The organism is Kosakonia sp. HypNH10 (assembly GCF_029850615.1).
Lineage (GTDB): Bacteria > Pseudomonadota > Gammaproteobacteria > Enterobacterales > Enterobacteriaceae > Kosakonia > Kosakonia cowanii.
The window spans coordinates 175700-197082 of sequence record NZ_JAOTIU010000003.1 but is presented as its reverse complement, the minus strand read 5'-3'; the positions used below and the strand labels follow the sequence as shown (position 1 = coordinate 197082).

General features: G+C 47.5%; 22 protein-coding genes. All 22 read right to left on the bottom strand.

The features are described 5' to 3' along the window. Window positions 1-354: 354 nt before the first annotated feature. The 22 genes from N7V53_RS10380 to tssH all read right to left on the bottom strand — a co-directional run bounded on the left by N7V53_RS10380 (window position 355) and on the right by tssH (window position 21297). Window positions 355-741, bottom strand: a complete 387-nt coding sequence (locus N7V53_RS10380; protein ID WP_279793324.1) for a DUF3592 domain-containing protein — start codon at window positions 739-741, stop codon at window positions 355-357. Between the two features lie 20 nt (window positions 742-761). Next, entirely contained in the window at window positions 762-1088 is a 327-nt protein-coding gene (locus tag N7V53_RS10375) for a hypothetical protein (RefSeq protein ID WP_279793323.1), read from the bottom strand. A gap of 34 nt (window positions 1089-1122) precedes the next feature. After that, window positions 1123-1338 (bottom strand): hypothetical protein, encoded by a 216-nt coding sequence (locus tag N7V53_RS10370; RefSeq protein WP_279793322.1) that lies wholly within the window; start codon window positions 1336-1338, stop codon window positions 1123-1125. A gap of 2094 nt (window positions 1339-3432) precedes the next feature. After that, entirely contained in the window at window positions 3433-3804 is a 372-nt protein-coding gene (locus tag N7V53_RS10365) for a hypothetical protein (protein ID WP_279793321.1), read from the bottom strand. A 108-nt stretch (window positions 3805-3912) separates the two neighbouring features. Further along, window positions 3913-4230: a hypothetical protein gene (locus tag N7V53_RS10360; protein WP_279793320.1), complete on the bottom strand. Its 318-nt coding sequence runs from the start codon at window positions 4228-4230 to the stop codon at window positions 3913-3915. Window positions 4231-4517: 287 nt separating this feature from the next. Continuing rightward, complete coding sequence (locus N7V53_RS10355) at window positions 4518-4910, bottom strand: DUF4150 domain-containing protein (protein WP_007371701.1); 393 nt, start codon at window positions 4908-4910, stop codon at window positions 4518-4520. A 9-nt stretch (window positions 4911-4919) separates the two neighbouring features. Then, window positions 4920-5528 (bottom strand): DUF3540 domain-containing protein, encoded by a 609-nt coding sequence (locus N7V53_RS10350; protein WP_279793319.1) that lies wholly within the window; start codon window positions 5526-5528, stop codon window positions 4920-4922. Beyond that, window positions 5525-6610, bottom strand: a complete 1086-nt coding sequence (locus tag N7V53_RS10345) for a pentapeptide repeat-containing protein (protein ID WP_279793318.1) — start codon at window positions 6608-6610, stop codon at window positions 5525-5527. The genes N7V53_RS10350 and N7V53_RS10345 overlap by 4 nt, the downstream gene beginning before the upstream one ends. Beyond that, entirely contained in the window at window positions 6607-9147 is a 2541-nt protein-coding gene (locus N7V53_RS10340; protein WP_279793317.1) for a DUF2169 domain-containing protein, read from the bottom strand. The genes N7V53_RS10345 and N7V53_RS10340 overlap by 4 nt, the downstream gene beginning before the upstream one ends. A gap of 364 nt (window positions 9148-9511) precedes the next feature. Continuing rightward, on the bottom strand, window positions 9512-9898 hold the full coding sequence (locus N7V53_RS10335) for a DUF3592 domain-containing protein (RefSeq protein WP_279793316.1): 387 nt from the start codon (window positions 9896-9898) through the stop codon (window positions 9512-9514). Window positions 9899-9938: 40 nt separating this feature from the next. Continuing rightward, entirely contained in the window at window positions 9939-10310 is a 372-nt protein-coding gene (locus N7V53_RS10330; protein WP_279793315.1) for a hypothetical protein, read from the bottom strand. A 69-nt stretch (window positions 10311-10379) separates the two neighbouring features. Next, on the bottom strand, window positions 10380-10700 hold the full coding sequence (locus tag N7V53_RS10325; protein ID WP_279793314.1) for a hypothetical protein: 321 nt from the start codon (window positions 10698-10700) through the stop codon (window positions 10380-10382). Window positions 10701-10906: 206 nt separating this feature from the next. Continuing rightward, window positions 10907-11257, bottom strand: a complete 351-nt coding sequence (locus tag N7V53_RS10320) for a DUF3592 domain-containing protein (protein WP_279793313.1) — start codon at window positions 11255-11257, stop codon at window positions 10907-10909. A 269-nt stretch (window positions 11258-11526) separates the two neighbouring features. After that, window positions 11527-11910 carry a hypothetical protein gene (locus tag N7V53_RS10315; protein WP_279793311.1) on the bottom strand — a complete coding sequence of 128 codons (384 nt, stop codon included), beginning with the start codon at window positions 11908-11910 and terminating at the stop codon, window positions 11527-11529. Window positions 11911-12000: 90 nt separating this feature from the next. Next, window positions 12001-12204, bottom strand: coding sequence for a hypothetical protein (locus N7V53_RS10310; protein ID WP_279793310.1), 204 nt, complete (start codon window positions 12202-12204; stop codon window positions 12001-12003). 221 nt (window positions 12205-12425) lie between these two features. Further along, window positions 12426-12773: a hypothetical protein gene (locus N7V53_RS10305; protein ID WP_279793309.1), complete on the bottom strand. Its 348-nt coding sequence runs from the start codon at window positions 12771-12773 to the stop codon at window positions 12426-12428. A gap of 96 nt (window positions 12774-12869) precedes the next feature. Beyond that, entirely contained in the window at window positions 12870-13229 is a 360-nt protein-coding gene (locus tag N7V53_RS10300) for a hypothetical protein (protein WP_279793308.1), read from the bottom strand. A gap of 828 nt (window positions 13230-14057) precedes the next feature. After that, window positions 14058-14363, bottom strand: a complete 306-nt coding sequence (locus N7V53_RS10295) for a hypothetical protein (protein ID WP_279793307.1) — start codon at window positions 14361-14363, stop codon at window positions 14058-14060. Window positions 14364-14383: 20 nt separating this feature from the next. Beyond that, entirely contained in the window at window positions 14384-16618 is a 2235-nt protein-coding gene (gene tssI / locus N7V53_RS10290) for a type VI secretion system tip protein TssI/VgrG (RefSeq protein WP_279793306.1), read from the bottom strand. Window positions 16619-16674: 56 nt separating this feature from the next. After that, on the bottom strand, window positions 16675-17055 hold the full coding sequence (locus tag N7V53_RS10285; RefSeq protein ID WP_023480152.1) for a DcrB-related protein: 381 nt from the start codon (window positions 17053-17055) through the stop codon (window positions 16675-16677). Window positions 17056-17197: 142 nt separating this feature from the next. Then, window positions 17198-18652: a serine/threonine-protein kinase gene (locus N7V53_RS10280; RefSeq protein WP_279793305.1), complete on the bottom strand. Its 1455-nt coding sequence runs from the start codon at window positions 18650-18652 to the stop codon at window positions 17198-17200. Between the two features lie 26 nt (window positions 18653-18678). Further along, window positions 18679-21297: a type VI secretion system ATPase TssH gene (tssH, locus tag N7V53_RS10275; protein ID WP_270222496.1), complete on the bottom strand. Its 2619-nt coding sequence runs from the start codon at window positions 21295-21297 to the stop codon at window positions 18679-18681. Window positions 21298-21383 lie beyond the last annotated feature (86 nt).

The following is a 21383-nucleotide window of genomic DNA, read 5'->3' as shown; positions in this document are numbered from 1 at the left end:
CTGTGAAATAAAAACATTACCGCACAAAAATATTATTAGTAGTCATGAGCCCTCTTCTCGCTAAAAGGTAAGCAATCTAAACTTATTTAAAAAGCATAGAGAAATACTATACTCCTCTCGACATCCCTAAATAATTCATTTACCCCTGACGTGAGGCTAAAGATTTACCCCAAAAAAAACAAACACAATATTATTGTCATTCAGATATTTTATTTTGACTTCCTTACCTGGCTCAAGCAGACTCCTATAAAAAATCGAAACAGTAATAAGCGACTTCAGTAACAACTCCATTGCCCACGTTACCAACCAGAGTGATTTGGGCACTGATTTTTTTGCAGATTTAATCTGTAATTATCAAGATCCTAAAATGATTGGCTTATCATAAACTGCAATATTTTTGGGATTCTTCGGATCATACTTTAGTGTGATACCGTTACCAGCCTTATAACGATCAATTTCATCAAATGATAGTGCCTGCTTCACGGCAGACTCAACTTCTTGTCCATCGTAGGTTTTAAAGCGAATTGTAATTTGATAAATAGGTTTATTACCGCCCCATGAGGAGGTCTGGTGTGAGGCAATAATGTCGCCTTCTACTGCAATACCCTTTTTCGCTACACGACTCTCAACGAAGCCGCTCTTAATTGTTGGGATGATTTCAGTAATAAGCATTCGTAAAAATGCGAATGTACCTATACAAATCAGAAGTGCATTAGCACCACTCGAAATTATATCAAACATTATCAATCCAGTAGGTTTACTTATAGTACAAGCCCTGTCCCGATCAAACATTGCGGACAGACGCCACATACATAACGGGAAAGCTTGATGATAACAAGCCTGTCATTTGTTATCATCTTGAACTTATCTCTGTCATATAAAATAATATTATCGAAATCAGTAAAACCATGCACCATCAGCAAACCCTTGTCCAGATAGAGATATTCTGTTGTCATGTCCTCATCTGGTTTAATAATTGTAACTTTTACTACCTCAGGAATTTCCCTACATGCAATAAGTGCGTCATTTATTAATCTGGAAACCATTATATAACGAGGGGTGTCATGAAGGGTGCATAATGAAAACATACTATCAAATCCCTGTGTTCGCCTTGCCATTTTCTTAATCAATGTCTATTAGAAAAATCAAACGCTGTACTTTTATAAAAGCTTCCGGCTTTGGAGAAAGCGAGAGTGCATCAGACAATACTGATGCACCTTTATTTTTAATAAAATCACTCGACGTTAACGTTCGGATTAAAGAGCCCAAAGTATAAGCCACCGTTGTATTTCTTGATTCATCGGGAGCAACAGGATTTATTTTATCGATTATGGTCACAATTGGCTTTTCTTGATAAATAGTTCTCTCCCTTTTACCAACTCAGATAAAACAAAAGAGAGTGATAGCAAAAGATACCAAGAGCTAATAGTAACCCTAATTTATTACTCGGCCCTATTGCGTTCAAAACCTGTGCATTGCGGCTCTTATGCGGGTAGCGAGATACTGAGATGGGGGACGTCACTAAAAGTGGACGGTTCAAAAAAGAAAACGCCTCTAATCCATATCTTGAGGCACCTGATAAACTTGCTTAGGATCTTCCGGTCAGCAATACAGGAGCACAGTATTTTTTCTCATTATTTTCATCAATTCTTCTGGTGTAAAAACTTCGAGTATCCATTCTGATCAAACCACGTTTAGTTTAACTCTTCTTAACTTCACATTGCCGGAACCAGGAGCCCAGATATATTTTTGTAGATTATTCTAGCTTCTATTTTGATACCTTTCTCCCTGAATTTATTATTTTCACCCCCTGCCTTGAAGACAGTGTAAATTAGCCAAGCAAGAACTAAAGTCGAAAACAATGTTCCATATTATTGAGTTTGGCATACTCTATCCTAATATTATGATCATTTTCATCTTAACTGGCATTCATTAATAGTGGATATAAAATTCAGAACAGGGATTACCTAAACGTTACATCATATCCGTTACCTAACGAGCGAGTTGATAAACTCCTAAAGTACCAATAACCTCTGCAACAGGATGTCTATGCAATATCATGACATTTCACTCTTCACATTGAGCATGTTACGGGAGGGATCCGTTTTCAGATAGACAACCGGCACCTTTGCACCTACTTTGTAATTACATAAGTCCATCGTTTTAATCACAGTGCGTGCATGTTTATTACGGTAAGTCGCGCCATTCCAGGCATTAAATTCATAATCTAGTTCGATGTTAATAAAGCCAAGTTTCGAAGGCGTGTCGGGCACTATTTGAGTAATTGTCGAGTCAACGTACACTGGATTACTAAGTATTTCCTTTTCACTTTTAGTGTTCTTATAATTACGAATAAATATTGATAAAACGATGACAACAATAATGGCAGGAAAAATAAAATGCAAATACTTTAAATATATCACGGCGCTAACTCCTTCACTAAGCCTGGATGCTTTTAGTATAAACTTATTAAGTCACGGCTCAGTCTAACTTATTAAAAGGAAAATACTGGAATTATTCTCTACAGACTACATTTTATGTTCAAAGGTAAAAAAACAAAATCACGAGATTTTTTTGGAAAAGAATAAATATGCAATTATACTCCTATGAGTAAAAATTAAAAAGCGCACAGCGCTAAGGTGTTTTACTATAGAAAAGGATTTAACATAAGAATTGTGGTGTTTTATTTCTTAATAAACTAAAGTATAGTTTTTGTCATTTATGTGCTTTATTTTTATTACCATTCCAGGCTTTAATTGAGGAGCATAAAAGCTATCTATATTTCCTTTACCTTCCATATACCTATCTTCACTTTTAGGGTATAAAAGATAGCTGTATTACCTGAATCGTCAGAACTCACTGGCGTCACGTTTTCTATCATTGCCATAACAAGTCACCCATCGAGCATTAATTTATCATATCTGGTTTTATCTATGTAAACATAAATCACCAATATTGCAAAGGCTAAAATAACAATTAATAAACCCATTAATGTCATCACCATAACTTAACCCATTCAACTTTCAGGGATTACCTCTTCAAAGGAAAAAACCTGATAGTATTTCGCGCTCTCAACAGCCTTCTTTTGAATTCAATATAGGCTTAATTCGCCTCAAACCCCTCTTTCCTTGCGGTTTCTACCGCAAGATACAAGTAAAATACAAACTGCTTATCGATATCGAATAACGTCCCTGCTTCTTTTATTTATCTCCCCATGGGTAACCCTATTGAATAAAAACAGCATGACATCTGAGGCATCACTTACTTTACAAACATATCCCCAAAACATACTATCTGTAATTCCCGGCACGCCGGTGATATGTATATTTAATTGAAATCAAAAGCCAAATAACTTATCGTTCAGATTGATTTTTAATTACCGTTCAACTCAATTGCATCTGGCCGTATGAAAAAAATGTAATTCTGAAAAAATTACTTATCTAAAAGACCTTTAGTCTCCTTCAAAAAATTCTTTGAAGAGTTTGTTCTAAGATAAATAACTGGCACAGGCTCACCAACCTGGTAATTACATAAATCCACTGTTTTTATAACAGTTAAGACTTTCTCTTTTGTCAGGGTCATGCCATTATGATCAATAAAAAAATAATCCACAGTAATATTCACTAACCCGTTTGTAGTGGGCGTCCCCGGCATCACAGCCGTAATTTTGCCATCAACATAGACGCCGTCTTTTCTGATTTTTCTTTCGAGGATGCCATCTTTAATGGATCTTAACACCATATATAAAAATACACTCAGAAAGGCCATGCCTAAAACATAATTGATATATTTCCAGTATGCCATTAACAGCACTCACTTAATTGAGTATTATTGAGATTGATTATTTATTCACAAGCAACTTCCTGAGCGCCATCATTCACTACAAGTGAAAAATAAAAATAAACAGCCTGCTTATTTATTAAAGATAAACGCAATATTATTATCATCAAGGTATTTTATTTTAATCTCTTTTCCCGGCTCAAGCTGGCTTCCATAAAAAGTAGAAACGGTATTCTTACCTTCGACCAGCCTCTGCCCATCAGGAAAATCAACCAAAAGTGAGTAACGTACGTTTGAACTGCCACCATCATTAGAGCTCGTTTCACGCATAGAAATGATTTTAGCGTTGAGAACAACACCATGCTTTTCTATTCGCGCATCTTTATAGAATAACCATCCAATCCAAAAAACGACGCCAAAAATGATAAGCGGACCCAGTATCGACTCCATTCCCCTCTCCTGTCTTGCTTCAAATCATTTTAATATTAAAAAACTTTGCGGCGAATCTTAAAAACAAAACCCAGCATGCGAAATCTGATAGTGAATTATTAACCACCTAATCAACCGATTAGCTTAAAATTAAAAAAACACTGCCTGAGGTTGCGTAAACAACCAGTCTGGTAAATATAACTCAGCATTTTTATAATAAATTGCTGTTTTCGAAAATAGTCAGGGCGCATCAGGTGAAACCGATGCGCCTCTATTTTTAATAAAAATGCTCTGCTTAAATTGTTGGATTAAGGTGCCAGCATCAATACCTTGAACTGGCTCGGCACGATACGCATGCCGATTGCATTAGTGGAGTTTTGCAGGCTTACGCTGGTTAAGCGCGTCGCCGGTGTGCCTTTTAGCAGAACGGTGAAGGCGCCCGTCAGGTGTCGGGATGGCCCCATCACGGTGCCGGATGCAACGCCGGTTGCGACGCCAGGGTTATCGCCATTGGTGAGCGGCGTGACCGTAGCCATATTGTGCGCGGGCATCCCCATAAAAAGGATATTCAGCGCATTCGGAATCGCCGTTGGCCCGAGCGCAATATCCGGATAGGGAATGGGTGTCGGAGCAGGCATTGGCGTCAGACAGACGTCCGGAAACGCCAGGTCAACGCCCATCAGCTGGCAGTTAGCAAACATACTCTCTCCTTAGCCCATATGAATCTGTTCAGAATCGACTTTGGTGATCGCTTTTGAAGTGATCACCGTATTCTGCGCGTGCATGCGCAGATAATCTTCCGCTTTCATATCCAGTTGCCCGGCGCGAACATGCTCCGTCTGGCGCGTGGTGCGAAACAGCTGCTGGCTGATTTGCGTCACCGTCTGCCAGACCGATTCCGCTCGTTTGCCGACAATACGCGAGAGGGATACCCAGGCGGAGATCTTGTCGCCGCTGTAATTCATTTCGCTGATATGACACTCCCCTTTTGCCGCACTGATATTGAGTGCTTCACTGCTCAGGCTCAGCGCCCCCTGGCTGGCAATATGCAAATCGCCCTGCACGCTCAGTTCTGCGGCAGAGGTCGAGTTCTGGCGCTCCAGCACTGCAAGCAGCCACATCTGGTTATCGACAGCGCTGATTAGCACCGTATCGCCCGCTTGCGGAGCGATGACGCAGCTCACGGCGCGACGGCAGTGCCAGCCGCGGCCTTCGCTTTCAACCATCAGGCTGCCATCCTCAAAGCAGTGAGTGACCTGTGCGGAGAATTGTCCGCCGGGGATCGCCGCCATCAGCAGCTGGTGATTAATATTCGTCATACTGAGTCTCCGTAAATTCTGCTATGGCGTTCGGCGCTCCAGGCTTCCGCCGCCAGTAACTCTTCGTCATATTCAAGGATGCCTTTACGATCGGCAAAGCGCGCATTGTCCTGCCGGGCGCGATGAAAACGGGTGCGCGAAAAGGTCGCACCGCGAAAATCCGCCAGCCGGACATCGGCGGCAGAGAAGTCCGCATAGGTCAAATCACACAGGGTGAATTCCGCTTCCTGCGCTGCCGTCTGCTGCAGGATGCTCTGGAAGAAGCGGCTCTGCTTAAAGCTGGCCTTGTTGAGCGTCGCGCCGACAAAAATTGCCTGATCGAACAGGCTGCCCTGCGCCTGCGCTCCGCTTAAGTCCGCTTCCATAAACAGTGCCTGGGTGGCATTCACGCCACGAAGTTGCGCCTGCTTTAATGATGCGCCTTTAAAGTTACACTGCGTAAGCTGTGCACCACTGAAATCAGCGCCATCAAGCTGGTTATCGGTAAACTGGCAACCGGTGAACTTATGCTTCGCATAGTGTTTGCCACGCTGATCGCAGTTGAAAAAGACCGTGCGCTCAAACTGGCTATCATGCAGATCGACATCACGCAGATCGATGCCAAACAGCGTGGTCATCAGATTAGTGCAGTTATCGAGCTTTGCTCCGCCAAGCGGGGTCTCATAAAAGGTGGAGCGATCGAAGGTCGAGCCGCTGAACAGGCTCTGCTCCAGCGCACAGCGCATAAACTGGCTGGTTTCGCTGCTTATGCGCGAAAAATCACTCTTTGCCAGATTGCAGTCATTAAAGACGCAGCGGGTCAGCGTCGCGCCGCTGGCGGTGATGCCCGCCATCTCGCACTGGTTAAATACCGTCTCTTCCAGCAGGGTGGCTTTAAGGTTTGCGCCGCTCAGCTGGCATTCGGTAAAAACGCTCTCTTTGAGGTTTGCGCCTTGCAGGTTGGCTCCCTGCAATGACACCTCCTGAAAAATCGCGCCGGAGAGATCGCAGCCCTGCAGATCGAGGTCGTCGAGGCTGAGTTCCATGATCGCTTCGCCGCCCTTAATTTTCTGCTGTAGCTCTGCGGCCGTTAATCTCTTCATATCACCTCCCCGTCACGCTTCGGCAATGTTTTAACCCGTTTGGTATAAGCGCCCTGGAGCTGCGTCGTCTCGCTGGTAAAAGATTGCGACAGATCGGCGCGGAACAGGTTGGCAAAGCTGAGATCGGCCCCTTCGAGGCGGCTTTTCTGCAACATCGCGCCCATCAGATTCGCTTCGTTAAGACGTGCACGGCGAAAATCGGTACGAATAAACATGCTGCCGGTGAGGGTTGCGCCGCTAAAATCCGCCGCTTCGCACTGCGCTTCGCTGAGATCGCTATTATTGAGCCTGGCTCGGGTAAAGCGCGCGCCGGTTAACACGGCCTGGCGCAGGTTGCTCTGCTTGAGATGCGCGCCGCTAAAATTCGCTCTGGCAAGCGTGCCGCCAGAAGCGACGGCGCAGGTCACCAGCATGGCACCCGCGAAATTCGCCTCTTCCAGCTGACTTTCCACCCATGAGCAACTCTCCAGTTGAGCCGCAGCGAAGCTGGCATGCTGAAGCTCGCACTTGATAAAGCTGGTTTTATTCATCACCGCGTGGCTGAAATCCGGCTTCGGTAGCGTCAGCTCCATAAAAACGCCGCTATCAATAGTGGCATGGTTAAAGCAGCACTCGCTGAAACCTGTTTCGCGCAACAACAGATTGTTCAGGCGGGCATGGCTAAAGTCACACGTATCGAACAACGCGCCGGTCATCTCGGTTTCATTGAACTGCGCACCCTGAAAACCGGTGCCTTTACACTGCGCCAGCGCCAGGCTGGCCTTGTCGAGGCAGCAGTCGCGCAATGAGGCATTTTGTAAATCGGCGCGCGCCAGCATCGCCTGAGAGAAGTTCGCGCCATCAAGCTTACAATCACTCAAATTCGCGCACTCCAGCAGGGTGCCAGTGAAGTTTGCCCCACGCAGATCCATGCCGGAGAAGTCGGCCCCGGTTAAATCGAGCCCGCTAAAGTCGCCACCCTGCGCCATGGTGCGTTCGGCGCGCTGGCGAATGATCAGGGCGATATCGCCGGTCAGTTTGATCGCCGGCGGCTGTTGCGCAGCGGACATAAGGTACATCTGATGCAGCGCTTCACGGCTTTGCGCCAGCTTTTTCTCGCTCATCTGCGAAGCGTTGCGTTCGAGCATATCATTCATACGGTGCATCGATTCCGGGCCACGCGGGCGATTTTCATCGCTTGCGGCGTCAGGATATTTTGCTTCCATCTCCGCTTTACGTGCCTCGGCCTGCTGCTGCATTTCCGCTGCTTTACGCTCCATCTCGTCGATAAACTCAGGCAGCTCATCAAGTTTGGGCAATTCGGGCTCTTCAAACGCTTTCATCAGGTCGCTGACATCGCTACCCTGCGCTTCCAGCCGCGCCCGGTGCTGCTCGCGCAACTGCGTGGCACGCGCATTCTGGTTCTCGCGCATCGGGCTGTGATTTTGCTGTACCTCATTGTCGATCCACGGGCCAATGGCCTCTTCCGGCACCAAATCTTTTTCGCGGAAGGCAAACAGTGCCCCCTTCTCTTTATCGAGACGCTGAGTGAGAACTTTGCGGTAGTGATTAACGGAGCGTGTCGCACCCGTTTTTTCCAGCGCCGGCATCAGGTGCAGCACATCGGCGGCATCATCTTCGTTGATCCGCTGGTTGCCGTGCCAAATCAGCACCATCTGCTCAAGGTGGGGGAAGAACCAGACGGTAGTTGCACGCAGCGCGATCTCATCAAACAGGATCTCCTCCCCGCGCTGGCGCTGAATAAAGCAGCGCGCCTGCCACGGCGGTAAAGTGCCTTCCTGCACAGGCTTTTGCGGGTGCATGTTCCAGATGCGCCAGGCGGCCTGCGGCGGCAGCGAGTCGCGCTCCTCCCACCACTGATCGGGGCTGGCGGCGTTAAACACGCGCCAGTCGATATCCGGGGCAAAACCGGGGAAATCATTCTGCAGCCAGCGGGCATCGTAGTTTTTGCCCATCCGGCGGAAACGGCGCGGCCATGTCAGATCCAGCGGCCCAAAGCTTGCCGGCTCCGGTTTCATGCGCGGCGAAACTACGCGTTGTTGCAGGGCTTCAATATTTGGCAGGCGACGGAACTGCGTGCCGTTATGGTTTTCCAACACCGCGCCGATGCCGTGCGGGTTCTCTTCATATCCTTCACCACCAAACGCGCGGCTCCAGTCGAGGCGCATCTGTTCAAACGGTTTCGGTGCGGTCGCCCTTGAGCCTGCCCAGTAACGATCGCCGGTAACGGCGAGGGTTTTAGTCAGCGTGTCGACTTCGATGCGAACCGCACAGGCTGTTTTATCCTGATGGTGCTGCGTATACGCGTAACCGGTAGCGAGAAACTCAGCGCGCGCTTTCGGCATCGCCATATCCAGCACGCCGCCGCTAGTTTGCAGCTCGCTGGCCGCCAGTTGCCAGAGTTCAACTTCGGGACGAAGCTTTGGCGCAGCACTCATATCAGCAAGCGCCATCACGGCAACGCCCAGATGGTTCTGGCCATGCAAACGGAACGGACGGTTTAGCACGCTTAGCCGCAGCGGTTTGATAATCTTCATATAACTTCCTTTGGAAGATTAAGAGTGGTGTTGGCGTCTGAGAAAAGGGGTATTTCAGTACGCTCGCAAGAGTATGTTTATTTTGTGTGGGATCGCTGCGCAAATAAACGATCGGAACCGTTGCGCCATCATTGTATTGCGTCATTTCCATGGTTTAGAAACATGTTACAGTATTTTTTTCGAGTATAAAAATTCATTGACAATCGCCAGTCATTATTTTTACTCAAATATTAAGCTGTAACTTCTTAGCATTAAATGCAACCACTAATTATTAACAACGCTTGCATTCCAAACGCCACTCAAACTTTCGAAAAATATTAAAGCCAAATTGCTTTGGTGGATAGCCAAGTAAAATGCACTAATTTCAATCACCTAAAACTAATGGTTTATCTGTAATAGCAATATGATCAGGATTGATTGGATCGTACTTAATGATCGTGTAGTTTCCGGCAGTAAACCGTTCGATTTCGCTAAAATTCAGCGGTTTCATGATTGTCGATTCTATCGTTTGCTGTTCCAGTGTCTCAAAACTTAGTGTCAACCTGTAAATCGGTAGATGTCCATCATAACTGCTAGTTTGAGAGGCGTGAATGATTAGCGCGTTAACGCTTATGCCAGTATTTAAGACAGCCTCTTGCATAAAAACACTTTTAAGATATGGATATAACGAAGTGTAGAGGAATCTTGCCATAGGAAAAACGCCAAATAAGAGACCTATGAAGATTATCAAAATTATATAAAAAATTTCCATACTCAACCCTCCTTACGGCATAACTGACGACACCATTAATTTATCTATCCAGGGGAGAAGGTATTTTAAGCTTGATCTTCATAGGATCTTTTCTTGAGTAAACCAATGGCACTTTCGCACCTTTTTGATACTCCGAAATTTTAGTAACATCGATTACAGCCTTTCCCTCTGTGTTGACGACTTTATCATTAGCTGTTATTAATTTCACCTGGATAAGAACGTTAACGAAGGAAGCGTTTCCGCCACTGGTGCTACGAATTTTAATTATTTCACCATAACCCTCTACAGAATCCTCAGGCTCTATGGTTACAGCGTTTCTGCCTGCCATAATAAAGTTATAACAAAAGAAAACAAACATACCCAAAAATAGAACGAGCAAGGGATAAGTTACAAAGTAAGAAATATACACCATCGCCTCCCTGAACAATTCGACACTATGCTCACATGCAACCATCCACAATAAAAACAAATGGAGTTTAGGTCATTTATCAAACACAAACATGTATTCTTTGTCATTTTTATAAAACAACTTTATCTTTTTACCTTTCTGCAACTGAGGGGCGTAGAATGTATCAATTTTTTCAGTCCCCTTTAAAAGATGGCCTCCTATATTAAGGACATATACAACGGTTGTATTGCCCGCGCCATCACTGCTTACAGGTCTAATATTGATAATTTCTGCAAGCACAGGCCGTCCCACTTCCATCAATTTATCTCTTTTATTTGTCAGATAAAAACCGTAAGCGATGAAGAAGGAAAAGATGAGCACACAAATAATAATTTCAAACATGAACTCAGTCATAAGTTTATCTCACCTTGCCTGGGATAAGCATACAGACGTCCTGAATTTTACAAATTATTGGTAGAAAAAGTCATCAGCATCGAATATATTTAAAACTGTTATACTGCAGAAAAATTTATTATTGCACTCAGAATGAGAACATTCGATTACATACCCCCCATAACCACTCTAAAATCTATATAACAACTGTGATGAGATATGCAAAATTAATAATGCCCTTTCAAAATCAGCCAAACTTTTTCCGGATCCTTTTTATTATAGTAAATATCTAGTTTCCTTTCGCGCTCAAGCTTCATTAAATCCAGCACTGTGACAACCTGAGTGTGGTTTGTATGAATTTCTTTCCCATCGAATGTTTTAAATGACAAGCTAAAAACGCACTGTAGTGAACCCGCCCCTGAAGTGGAGGTCTGCTTTATATTTGTTATCTTGGCTACAGTCCTGCCCCCATGTTTTTTAAAATTATCATAGACAGATCCGGTATAGTACACCCAACCTATTAATGCACAAGGTGCAGCTATACTTAACAACAACCCAATATCATTGCCAATAGACACGCTTTGCCCTCACATAAAATAATCGACGATCCTACTGATCATAGTGCCTATCAAAATGGAAGCTCAAAAATCGATTAAAGTAAAAAGAACATATTATTCAACAACGATTATAATAGCTGTAACCACATAGATATACAGACATTATAAAAATTATATCGTTAGTTTATTTTAGGTTAACTTTTATCATCATTATATATTGCATTAATCTTTCAACTGTATTTGTAGCTCATAAAAGTTAATAACAACTCTATCTTTTTTACCCATCACAATTAACACTCATTATTGAAGCATATTGAAATGACGGCCATTTTACCTTTCGCCCCTTTTTTAACTTTTATAGTCAATCCCTTTTTCAGCATATGCGCTTGATCAGAGGCAATTAGGCTTTTCGCTGTGTATAATTGCTTGTCATTGGGCAGGAAAAAGTTAACATCATAAAAATGATCGTTCCCGTACCTGGCGTTTATTTTTTTCCACGATTCAATGTTTGTTTGCATTACCTCACCCTGCCAACGATTGCTGGAGAGATAATGCTTTATTCCTGAAACATCGCTTTTATGTTGTCTTTCTAATAAGAAAAAAAATACGGTGACTGTTATTGTTAAAATGACACCCCCATACATAAAATATTCAGAGTACTCCTCCAGAGCCATTAACCCTCCTCTAAATCCAATTTAAAAAAAGAATAACTTATGAGACTGGTTTTTTAAGAAACCACTATAGTGAGTTATTTTTCAGAAGAACTACTTATCAAAAATAAAAACAAAGTTCTTATCATCAATGTACATCATTTTTATTTTCATACCTTTCTGCATTTGGGGAGCATAGAAGGTATCAATTTTTTCTCGCCCCTGAATTTTACGCCCTTCAACATTCAAGGTATATACTACTGTTGTATTTCCAGCATCATCAGTGGCAACAGGTCTTATCTTTTCGATTATGGCCATAACCGGCCTTCCTTCACGAAGGATTTTCTCTCTTCTGGCGACTGACATAAAACACAATATAATGATACTGGCAAATATCCCGAGTGCTAATAGCAACCCCATCATATCGCTTTATGCTCTTTCCATAAAAAATTAGTCATTCATTGTCTCCTACGCAGGTTTCGCGCTATAGATATTGACGTCGTTATCTTAAGTTGGGGCAGAACAAAATTAAGCACACTCTAGTCCATATCCTCTGGCACGAGAAACACCTGTTTAGGGTTTTCCGGCAAGTAATACAATAAGACAGTATTTTTCCTCATTATTTTTATCAGCTCTTCAGGCGTAAAAAACCGCGTAGCCCAGGCGCGAGTAGTTCCATTCGTTGTCTGGAACTCAAGCTCCATTTTGAACCTCATGTTGCCAGTACCCGAGACCCCTATGTTTTTTTTATTAATAATCCGCGCTTCTGCCTTTACCCCTTTGGCTCGAAACTTCGTGTCATCAACACCTGTTTTAATAACACTGCAAGCCATCCAACCTATTACAATTACTGAAAGGGCAATACTCCATAATGTCGATTCAGACATCCATCCGCCTCGCATATTGATTTCTATTTAATATTGTGTGCTTTGGTGGTCGGCATATTAACACCGAAGAACAGATGGCCTTTTAAGTATAAATCTTCATTCCATTTCGTTTGGCATGAGAAGAACGTTTTGTGGCGCATGAGGCATATAGTAAAGAATAACGGTATTGTTTCTCATCACTTTAATAAGATCCTCAGGTGTGAAAAATCTTTTAGCCGTTGCCCTAACGATGCCATCCTCGGTTGGAAACTCAACAATCATACGGAATTTTGTATTCCCTGTGCCTGACGCACCTATTTTTTCTTTGCTTATTATTTTAGCTTCGACTCTGATTCCCTCTTTTTTAAACTTATCGTAAATAGCGCCGGTGTGATAGCAATAAGCAATCACTCCGGCGCAGACAATGACGATACCTATGATAGTAGTAAAATATGAATTAAACAAAAAGTGAGCCACGCTAAATTTTTCCGGAAAAGTAGGTGCAGAGTTATGAATAAAACCTCTGCCTCACATCGAGGCATTAAATTTTACTTTAGTACATAATCATTCAAATCAGACGCATCCAAAATCTACTAACAAACCAATATCATCTATATTTTCAGCCAGACTTCATTGATAAAACACGTAAATGAAACCCAGCACGAAAAATGAATACTTATAAACTAATGTGGCATTTCATTCTTCTTATTTAGCATGTTACAGGAAGGATCTGTCTTCAAATAAACAATGGGAACCTTTGTGCCAATTTTTTAATTATATAAATCCATCGTTTTTATCACTGTTCGTGCATTTTTATTGCGATGAGCAGTGCCATTTACGCTCTTAAATTCATAATCCACCTCGATATTAACAACGCCAAGTTTCTAAGGCGTATCGGGGACTATTTTAGTAATCGTCGTCTCAACACATACTGGATTGCTAAGTATTTCTTTTCAATTCGGTCGTTTTTATAGTTAAGAATGACTATTGACAAAACGATGACAAAAATAACGACAGGAAAAACAAAGTGTAAATATTGCGCATAAATCATGGCGCTTGCTCTTTTTATTAAGTATGGGGACTCGTAAAATAAACACATCGAATCACAGTCCGACTCATCCTGCATACAGAAAACACAGACATTATACTCAACAGAACGCACTCTATATTCTTATGTAAAAGATAAAACAAAGATTTTTTTGAAAACAAGAATAGACCATGTAATTATACGACGCATAAATTTAGTTGAAAAATCTCAAATTCCAAAATAAATTAACATAAACCCAATCTATGAATTTTGCGTCTTCATTTTTTAAAAACAAACATATAGTTATTATCATCTATGTACATTATTTTAATACTCATGCCCGGCTGTAATTGTGGAGCATGAAAAGTATCGATTTTCTCCTTACCTTTAACATGTCGCCCTTCGATATTAAGAGTATAAACAATCGTTGTGTTACCTGCATCATCTGAACTCACCGGAGTCACACTTTCTATCGTTGCCATAATAGGGCGACCATCGTGCATTAACTTATTGTATTTTGCCGTGCCCTTATAAATAATGATTAAAAACACAGCAGCCATTGCAATCAGCAGTAAAAAACCCATGATATTGCCTTTTAATCTATTCATACTAACAGCATGAGCGCAAAAGCCATGCTCCGGAAAGTTGCTTGAGAATGATGTAAAGCTGTACTAAATGCCACCTTACCTTCTTGTTTAGAAACTTCAAAGCCAGTTTTATTATAGGCCATCCCTTTGAATGCAGAAGACAACAAAGATACTGATGCATCGCCGCCTTTAAATGCCAATGAAACAAGCTTGAAGCTAAAGTAGTCCTCCCAAAAACTTTTCTCTTCTTTATGTGTATACTCAACCGAGGGAGAATCAAAAACTATACTGGGTGCTTTTATCACAATCTTTCTTGATACCAGCTTTGTATAATCCCCTTCAACGTTAACTAACACATTACCTTTTATATTTTGTAGGCTCCCGTTACTCGTGATATTAAGCGCGACCCCTTTCGCAATAGTAGTGTTAAGCCCGCCATCAAATTTTTCCGTAACGAGCTCAGTCACATGATGCAAATCCGTGCCTGCTACATCGGTAACACGACCATCCTTAATATTAACAACATCACCACCGCTGGTGATATTCAGCGCACGCCCATTCTTAATGGTTTCCGTCTGGCTGTTATTAAAGGTGGTGGTTTCCTCTTGATCGACCGTGGTCGTACGCTTCGCACGGTAATAAAACGACGCATCACCGGTAACATCATCTTTCTGCTCTTTCAGGATAGTGGTGGTGCGGTTGCCATCGACGTTGACCGTCTTGTCATTTTCGACGGAGACCTTCATGTCTTTTTCGGAGTGCAGTTCAACGGCTTCGCTGCCGGGGCGATCCTCGAAGAAGAGATAGCTGGCGTTGTCTTTGTTGCCATCCTTACTGCGCGTCATAAAGCCCATGCGCGTTGAATCATCGGGCAGTGACCATGGCGGCATGCTCGCTTCGTTGTAGACGCGCCCTGTCACAATCGGACGGTCCGGGTCGCCGTTGATGAAGTCAATCACCACCTCATCACCCACGCGCGGGATTTGTACCCCGCCGAAGCCCTGGCCTGCCCAGGCGCTCGACACGCGCACCCAGCAGGAGCTGGTGTCGTCCCCTTTCGCCTGCCGGTCCCAGTGGAACTTCACCTTTATGCGGCCATATTTGTCCGTCCAGATGCTCTCACCCTGCGGGCCGACCACTTTTGCCGTCTGCGGGCCGTGAGTTTTCGGCCACGCCGTTACCGGTGCCGGGCGGAACACCACCGACGAGGGAATCACGGTGAAGTCGGTACGGTGCACCGTCTCGCCGTCTGACCCGCTGGCATAGCGGTTCTCCTCGAGGAAGTAGTTTGCCTCGGTGGTCAGGTACTCGCCGTTGTCACTGAAGAACGGGGCGTTATAAAGTGCGAAGGTGTGGCCGGGTGCGATACCCGTTGCCGTGGCGGTGGCCTGAATCTGCTGGTGCTCCACCTGCCACCGCTCCTGGCGGATGCGGGCGTAATACTCCCCGTGACCGTGCTCGACAAAGCGTCCCGGCCAGTCATAGACGTCAATGCTCCCCGGCTGCGGCGAGGCCGGGTTCTGCCGGGCCTGGAACAGCCAGGCGTTTGGTTTGCGGAAGTCGTAGTCATCGAGGCTGTAGATGCCCGGCGTCACGCTGTCCTCCAGCGCCCACTGGCTGATGCCCTCTTCGCTGGTGCTGCCGCCGGACGGCGTCGCGTGGTAGGGAATGGTTTCGTACCCACTGAAGGGCTGGTGTTCGGTGGCGGCGTCCGTCAGCACCATCACATGCCGGTCGGCTTCGTGACTGAAGTGGTAGGCAATGCCCTCAAGCTCCATCAGACGGCTGATGAAGTCAAAACTGCTCTCCTGGTACTGTACGCAGTAGCCCCAGCTCCGGTAGCTTCCCGTCAGGCGGTCCTCAAGGTTCACCTGGTATTCGCCAAGCAGGGTTTTCACGATTTGCGGCACCGTCTGCTCCTGGAAGATTCGCAGGTTGCGGTCGCGCTTCATCGGCCACACGTCCGGCTCCACCGTCAGCCGGTAGACCGCATACCGCGTTCCGGACATCTCCGTGGCGCTCACCGCCACGCGGGTGATTTTGCCGTTGAAATGGCGCATGCCGCCGGCAATTCCCTGCGTCGGTACATTCACCGTCACCGGCTGGCCGAGCAGCTGGCTGCGGTCGATACGCGCGTCGGTGCCCAGCACCGTCAGGGAGAAGGCAAACGCCTCAGACAGCGCCTCGCGACCGGTGAGTTTCCAGAAAAGCAGGCCGTCTACGGGCAGCTTGACCGTGATCCTGTCTTGCATGGTGAAGTCCTCTGTGACATCTGATTTTGATGAAGGGTGAGCCTGGCAGTGCAGCGTTAGCGAGCGCGATGGAATTTCAGGCTTTGAATAATTTCCTGATATTGCTGTTGATAAGACTCACTGAATTCGCCCGGGCAGGTCCCCACATAGCTGACCATTTTCTGACCCGCAGCGGGATCGGCCAGCAAAATGATAGTTTGCCGCTGATAAATTATCCGGTTGTCATTGCTGAACTGATAAAAGAGCTCGACGGCGGGATTGCCATCAACGTCTAACATTTGGGTAGATTCGAGGTGAAAATCGGTGAGCGTCATCTCCAGCTCGCGGATCTTTCTGGCGGCGACGGTATGAACCTTATCATCGGCTTTGGCACTGGCACGAGAGACAACAAACGTAAATTCACTGCCACCGTTATTACTGTGTGTTAATAAATTCATAGTTCTGTCTTTTTTGTATGTCGGACGAGACTAAGGTCGTGATGAAAAGAAGAAGCCATTGCTCCCTGCGGCAAGGTGAAATGATACGCGCGGGATGACGCTCCCGCGCGTGACCGGGTCAGGGTGCCCGGGTGAACAACGACTAACGCGGCTGCGGATTGATAAGCCAGGTGCCCGGGTTGGCAATATCGATAGTCTGGCTGCGAGTCTGACCATTGCCTTCCAGCACCAGCTCGTAGCGACCCGGTTTCACTTTCAGGGAGGCAAAACCGTTGGTGGCTGGTGAAACGGACTGGCTTTCGCCGTTGAGCGTCAGTTTCTCGCCCTCGTTCATACGAACAAAGAGTTGCGCTATCGGTGCCTGCGAGACCACCGGTGCGGCGCTCGGCGTTTCGCTCTGGCTCTGTGCTGGCGGTGTCGCAGGTTGCGCGGCCGGCTCGGTCTGGCGCGGCTGCTCAACAGGTGTGCTGTTCTGCTGTGGCTGCGTGTTGCTTGCTGTTTCCGTCGCGGCCTTTTCTGGCTCCGAGCTGCTGCTGAACAGCAGCGCACCTGCGACAACACCAACAATCACCCCTGCCGCGACCAGCGCAGGCAGTTTGTAGCGCTGCCAGCCAGCAACCTCGACTTTTTCCGGCGTCTCTTCAACCGGCACCAGCATGGTGCCCGGCTGCTTCACGTTCAGCACATCGTCGATCCCGGCGACCGGCATCTCAATCAGCGCGGCAAACTCATCCACCGACTGCGGACGATCTTCCATCTTCAGCGCCAGCGCGCGATCGACTGCCTGCAACAGCGCGTGAGAGTAGCCCGGCAGCCCGCGCTGGGTCAGCGGGACATAGGTGTCCTGAATGCTGCGCACTACGCTGACCGGCGGCGGTGAGCCGATAATCATGGTATGCAGCACGGCGCCCAGGGCGTAGATATCAGTCCACGGCCCCTGCTCGCTGTCGTTGTCATCGGTATACTGCTCTATCGGCGCGTAGCCCGGGCGCAGCATGGTTTCGGTTTCATCAGAAACTGAGCCAATACTGCGGCGCGCGGAGCCGAAATCAAGCAGCACCGGCAAGCCGTTTTCCTGAATCTGGATATTATCCAGCGATATATCACGATGAAGATAACCCTCATCGTGAATGGTCTTGATTGCCCCCAGCAGCATCGGCAGCATGCGGCGGATCCAGGCTTCATTGATCAGTGCCGGATTCTTCTCGCGCAGGCGCGACAGCGTCGTGCCGCTGTAGAACACCGTCCCCATGTAGGCGGTGTCGTTCTGCACCCAGAAACGCAGCACATGCAGCAGGTTCGGGTGGTTAAAACGGGCCAGTAAACGGGCTTCCTGGATAAAACTGTTCAAACCGGCGGTAAACGCCTTGCTGAAACGCTCGCTGCGCAGCACCAGCGTCATGTCGTCGTTACGCACTGCCAGCGAAGAGGGCATAAACTCTTTAATCGCGATGGTTCGCTCAAGCTGGTGATCCCAGGCGCGATAGACGATGCCGAACCCTCCACCACCGATCACTTCTTTAATTTCAAACTCATTGAAGCGATATCCCGGTGGCAACGCGTTCGGTACACTCCGGTTGTTATCGTGATCCGTCATATTGGAAAACTCTCTTGATAATGGCGTTACGCCGCAAACTGACAGTGAAACTCACCCTGCTCAAACGTGACACGTAAACGCTTATAATGCTCGTCTCGCGCGCTGGCGTCGAGTAATAGCTGGCTCATAAGCGGCAGCAAAGTGTTGGTAAGGATGGAGTCAACCATACGGCCGCCCGATTCCACTTCCGTACAGCGCGCAACGATCTGCTCAACCACGCTCTCATCCACTTCGGAAATGATGCCATGGTTCTCTTCGAGACGGCGCTGAATGCGCTTAAGCTGCAAACGCACGATCATCGCCAGCATCTCATCGCTCAGCGGATAGTACGGAACCACCAGCAGACGGCCTAACAGCGCAGGCGGGAAAACCTGCAGCAGCGGTGCGCGCAGCGCGTCACGCAGTGCGTCCGGCTCCGGCATCAGCTCAGGATCGGCGCACATGCCGGTAATCAGATCGGTACCCACGTTGGAGGTGAGGATGATAATGGTGTTACGGAAATCGATATGGCGACCTTCGCCATCTTCCATCCACCCTTTATCGAACACCTGGAAGAAGATCTCATGCACATCGGGATGCGCTTTTTCAATCTCATCCAGCAGCACCACGCTGTAGGGACGACGGCGCACGGCTTCCGTTAACACGCCGCCTTCACCATAACCGACGTAGCCCGGAGGCGCGCCTTTCAGGGTAGAGACCGTATGCGCTTCCTGGAACTCGCTCATATTGATGGTGATGATGTTCTGCTCGCCGCCGTAGAGCGACTCCGCCAGCGCCAGCGCGGTTTCGGTTTTACCGACACCAGACGGGCCACAGAGCATAAATACGCCGACCGGCTTGTTCGGATCGTCAAGGCGCGCGCGCGATGTGCGAACACGTTTGGCAATCAGCTCCAGACCGTGACGCTGACCGATAACGCGTTCATTTAAGGTATCGGCCAGTTTCAGCACCGCGTCGATCTCATCTTTCACCATCCGGCCCAGCGGAATGCCGGTCCAGTCAGAGACCACGGCGGCAACTACGTTGGCATCCACGGAGGTAAAGAGCAGCGGCTCGTCGCCCTGCAACGCGCGCAGCGCATTTTGCTGCTCAGTAAGGGTGGCGCGTAACTCTGTCAGCGCCTCTTCCGGCGCGGTATGCAGTTGCGCACGCTGGGCGATAATGCTGTCTACCAGCGCCTGCTCCTGCTCCCAGCGCTGCGTGAGCTCGTCGCGCTGCGCGGCCAGTTTCTCCAGATCGGCCTGCAATTTCACCACGCGCTCGCTGTCGCCAACGGCGACTTTGGCTTCACGGTTAGCGATCTCGATCTCCACGTCCAGCGCGTCGATGCGGTGCTGGCAATCTTCCAGCTGCGGCGGCGGTGAACTCTGGCTAACGGCAACGCGGGCACAGGCCGTATCGAGCAGAGCAACGGCTTTGTCCGGCAGCTGACGCGCCGGAATGTAGCGATGCGACAGCTTCACGGCGGCAACCACGGCTTCATCCAGCAGCAGTACGCGGTGATGTTTCTCTAGCGCCGACACGGTGCTACGCAGCATCAGTACCGCTTTCTCTTCGTCTGGCTCGGCGACCTGTACGGTCTGGAAACGACGGGTCAGCGCCGGATCCTTCTCAATGTATTTTTTATACTCAGCCCATGTGGTGGCACCGATGGTGCGCAGCTGTCCACGTGCCAGCGCCGGTTTCAGCAGGTTGGCGGCGTCGCCGGTGCCCTGCTGGCCGCCAGCGCCAATCAGCGTGTGGATCTCATCGATAAAGAGAATGATCGGCGTCGGGCTGGACTGCACTTCGTTAATCAGCGCCTGCAGACGTGCTTCAAACTCCCCTTTCATCCCCGCGCCCGCTTGCAGCATGCCGATATCAAGCAGCCACAGCTGAACGTCAACCAGCGGCTCAGGCACGTCGCCGCTGGCGATACGCAGCGCCAGGCCTTCGACCACGGCGGTTTTACCCACCCCGGCTTCACCGGTCAGCAATGGGTTATTCTGGCGACGGCGCATCAGGATATCGACCATCTGGCGGATCTCTTCATCGCGCCCGACAACCGGATCGATCTTGCCATCACGCGCACGCGCGGTGAGATCCTGGCCATACTGGGCAAGCGTTCCCTGCTGAGCGGGAGCGGCAACGCCGCTTTCATCATTCAGCGCAACCGTTGCCTGCTGCGTCTCTTTGCTGTTGGCGCAAATGGTGTCGAAATTATCCAGCAGCGCATCGGCGCTGACGCGATCGAACTGCGGGGAGATGCCTTTCAGTACGTTGGCGAGGCTCCACGTTTTCAGGATCCCCGCTAACAGATGTCCGCCGCGAATGCGGGTCACGCCAAATTTCAGCGAACCGTAGACCCATGCGCGCTCAACCGCCGTATCAATATGCTCTGACAGGTCGGAAACGGAACTTGCGCCGCGCGGCAGTTTATCCAGCGCCGCGACGATATCGCGCGTTAACGCCTGCTCATCAAGTGAAAAGTGGCGGATAACCTGCTGCAGATCGCCATCCGACTGCTGCATCAACTGATGCAGCCAGTGAACCAGCTCCACATAAGGGTTACCCCGCAGTTTACAAAACGCGGTGGCGCTCTCCAGCGAGGTGAATAAGAGTGTGTCGAGTTTGCCGAATAAGACGGCGCGGCTGATTTCTGACATGGGTTCTTCCATTATTCATAATTAATTAGCACTTCATCCTTCGTGCTGTCTCGTCGATGGCGGCCCCATCTCCTTTGTCGCTTACG

Bases quoted from the DNA above. Each gene is read 5' to 3' on its own strand.
- tssH (WP_270222496.1), bottom strand. From the start codon at position 21,297: ATGTCAGAAATCAGCCGCGCCGTCTTATTCGGCAAACTCGACACACTC.
- N7V53_RS10380 (WP_279793324.1), bottom strand. From the start codon at position 741: ATGTTTGATATAATTTCGAGTGGTGCTAATGCACTTCTGATTTGTATA.
- N7V53_RS10335 (WP_279793316.1), bottom strand. From the start codon at position 9,898: ATGGAAATTTTTTATATAATTTTGATAATCTTCATAGGTCTCTTATTT.
- N7V53_RS10350 (WP_279793319.1), bottom strand. From the start codon at position 5,528: ATGACGAATATTAATCACCAGCTGCTGATGGCGGCGATCCCCGGCGGA.
- N7V53_RS10355 (WP_007371701.1), bottom strand. From the start codon at position 4,910: ATGTTTGCTAACTGCCAGCTGATGGGCGTTGACCTGGCGTTTCCGGAC.
- N7V53_RS10365 (WP_279793321.1), bottom strand. From the start codon at position 3,804: ATGGCATACTGGAAATATATCAATTATGTTTTAGGCATGGCCTTTCTG.
- N7V53_RS10310 (WP_279793310.1), bottom strand. From the start codon at position 12,204: ATGGCCATAATCGAAAAGATAAGACCTGTTGCCACTGATGATGCTGGA.
- N7V53_RS10295 (WP_279793307.1), bottom strand. From the start codon at position 14,363: ATGGGTTTTTTACTGCTGATTGCAATGGCTGCTGTGTTTTTAATCATT.
- tssI (WP_279793306.1), bottom strand. From the start codon at position 16,618: ATGCAAGACAGGATCACGGTCAAGCTGCCCGTAGACGGCCTGCTTTTC.
- N7V53_RS10360 (WP_279793320.1), bottom strand. From the start codon at position 4,230: ATGGAGTCGATACTGGGTCCGCTTATCATTTTTGGCGTCGTTTTTTGG.
- N7V53_RS10285 (WP_023480152.1), bottom strand. From the start codon at position 17,055: ATGAATTTATTAACACACAGTAATAACGGTGGCAGTGAATTTACGTTT.
- N7V53_RS10340 (WP_279793317.1), bottom strand. From the start codon at position 9,147: ATGAAGATTATCAAACCGCTGCGGCTAAGCGTGCTAAACCGTCCGTTC.
- N7V53_RS10375 (WP_279793323.1), bottom strand. From the start codon at position 1,088: ATGTTTTCATTATGCACCCTTCATGACACCCCTCGTTATATAATGGTT.
- N7V53_RS10330 (WP_279793315.1), bottom strand. From the start codon at position 10,310: ATGGTGTATATTTCTTACTTTGTAACTTATCCCTTGCTCGTTCTATTT.
- N7V53_RS10345 (WP_279793318.1), bottom strand. From the start codon at position 6,610: ATGAAGAGATTAACGGCCGCAGAGCTACAGCAGAAAATTAAGGGCGGC.
- N7V53_RS10315 (WP_279793311.1), bottom strand. From the start codon at position 11,910: ATGGCTCTGGAGGAGTACTCTGAATATTTTATGTATGGGGGTGTCATT.
- N7V53_RS10305 (WP_279793309.1), bottom strand. From the start codon at position 12,773: ATGTCTGAATCGACATTATGGAGTATTGCCCTTTCAGTAATTGTAATA.
- N7V53_RS10280 (WP_279793305.1), bottom strand. From the start codon at position 18,652: ATGACGGATCACGATAACAACCGGAGTGTACCGAACGCGTTGCCACCG.
- N7V53_RS10325 (WP_279793314.1), bottom strand. From the start codon at position 10,700: ATGACTGAGTTCATGTTTGAAATTATTATTTGTGTGCTCATCTTTTCC.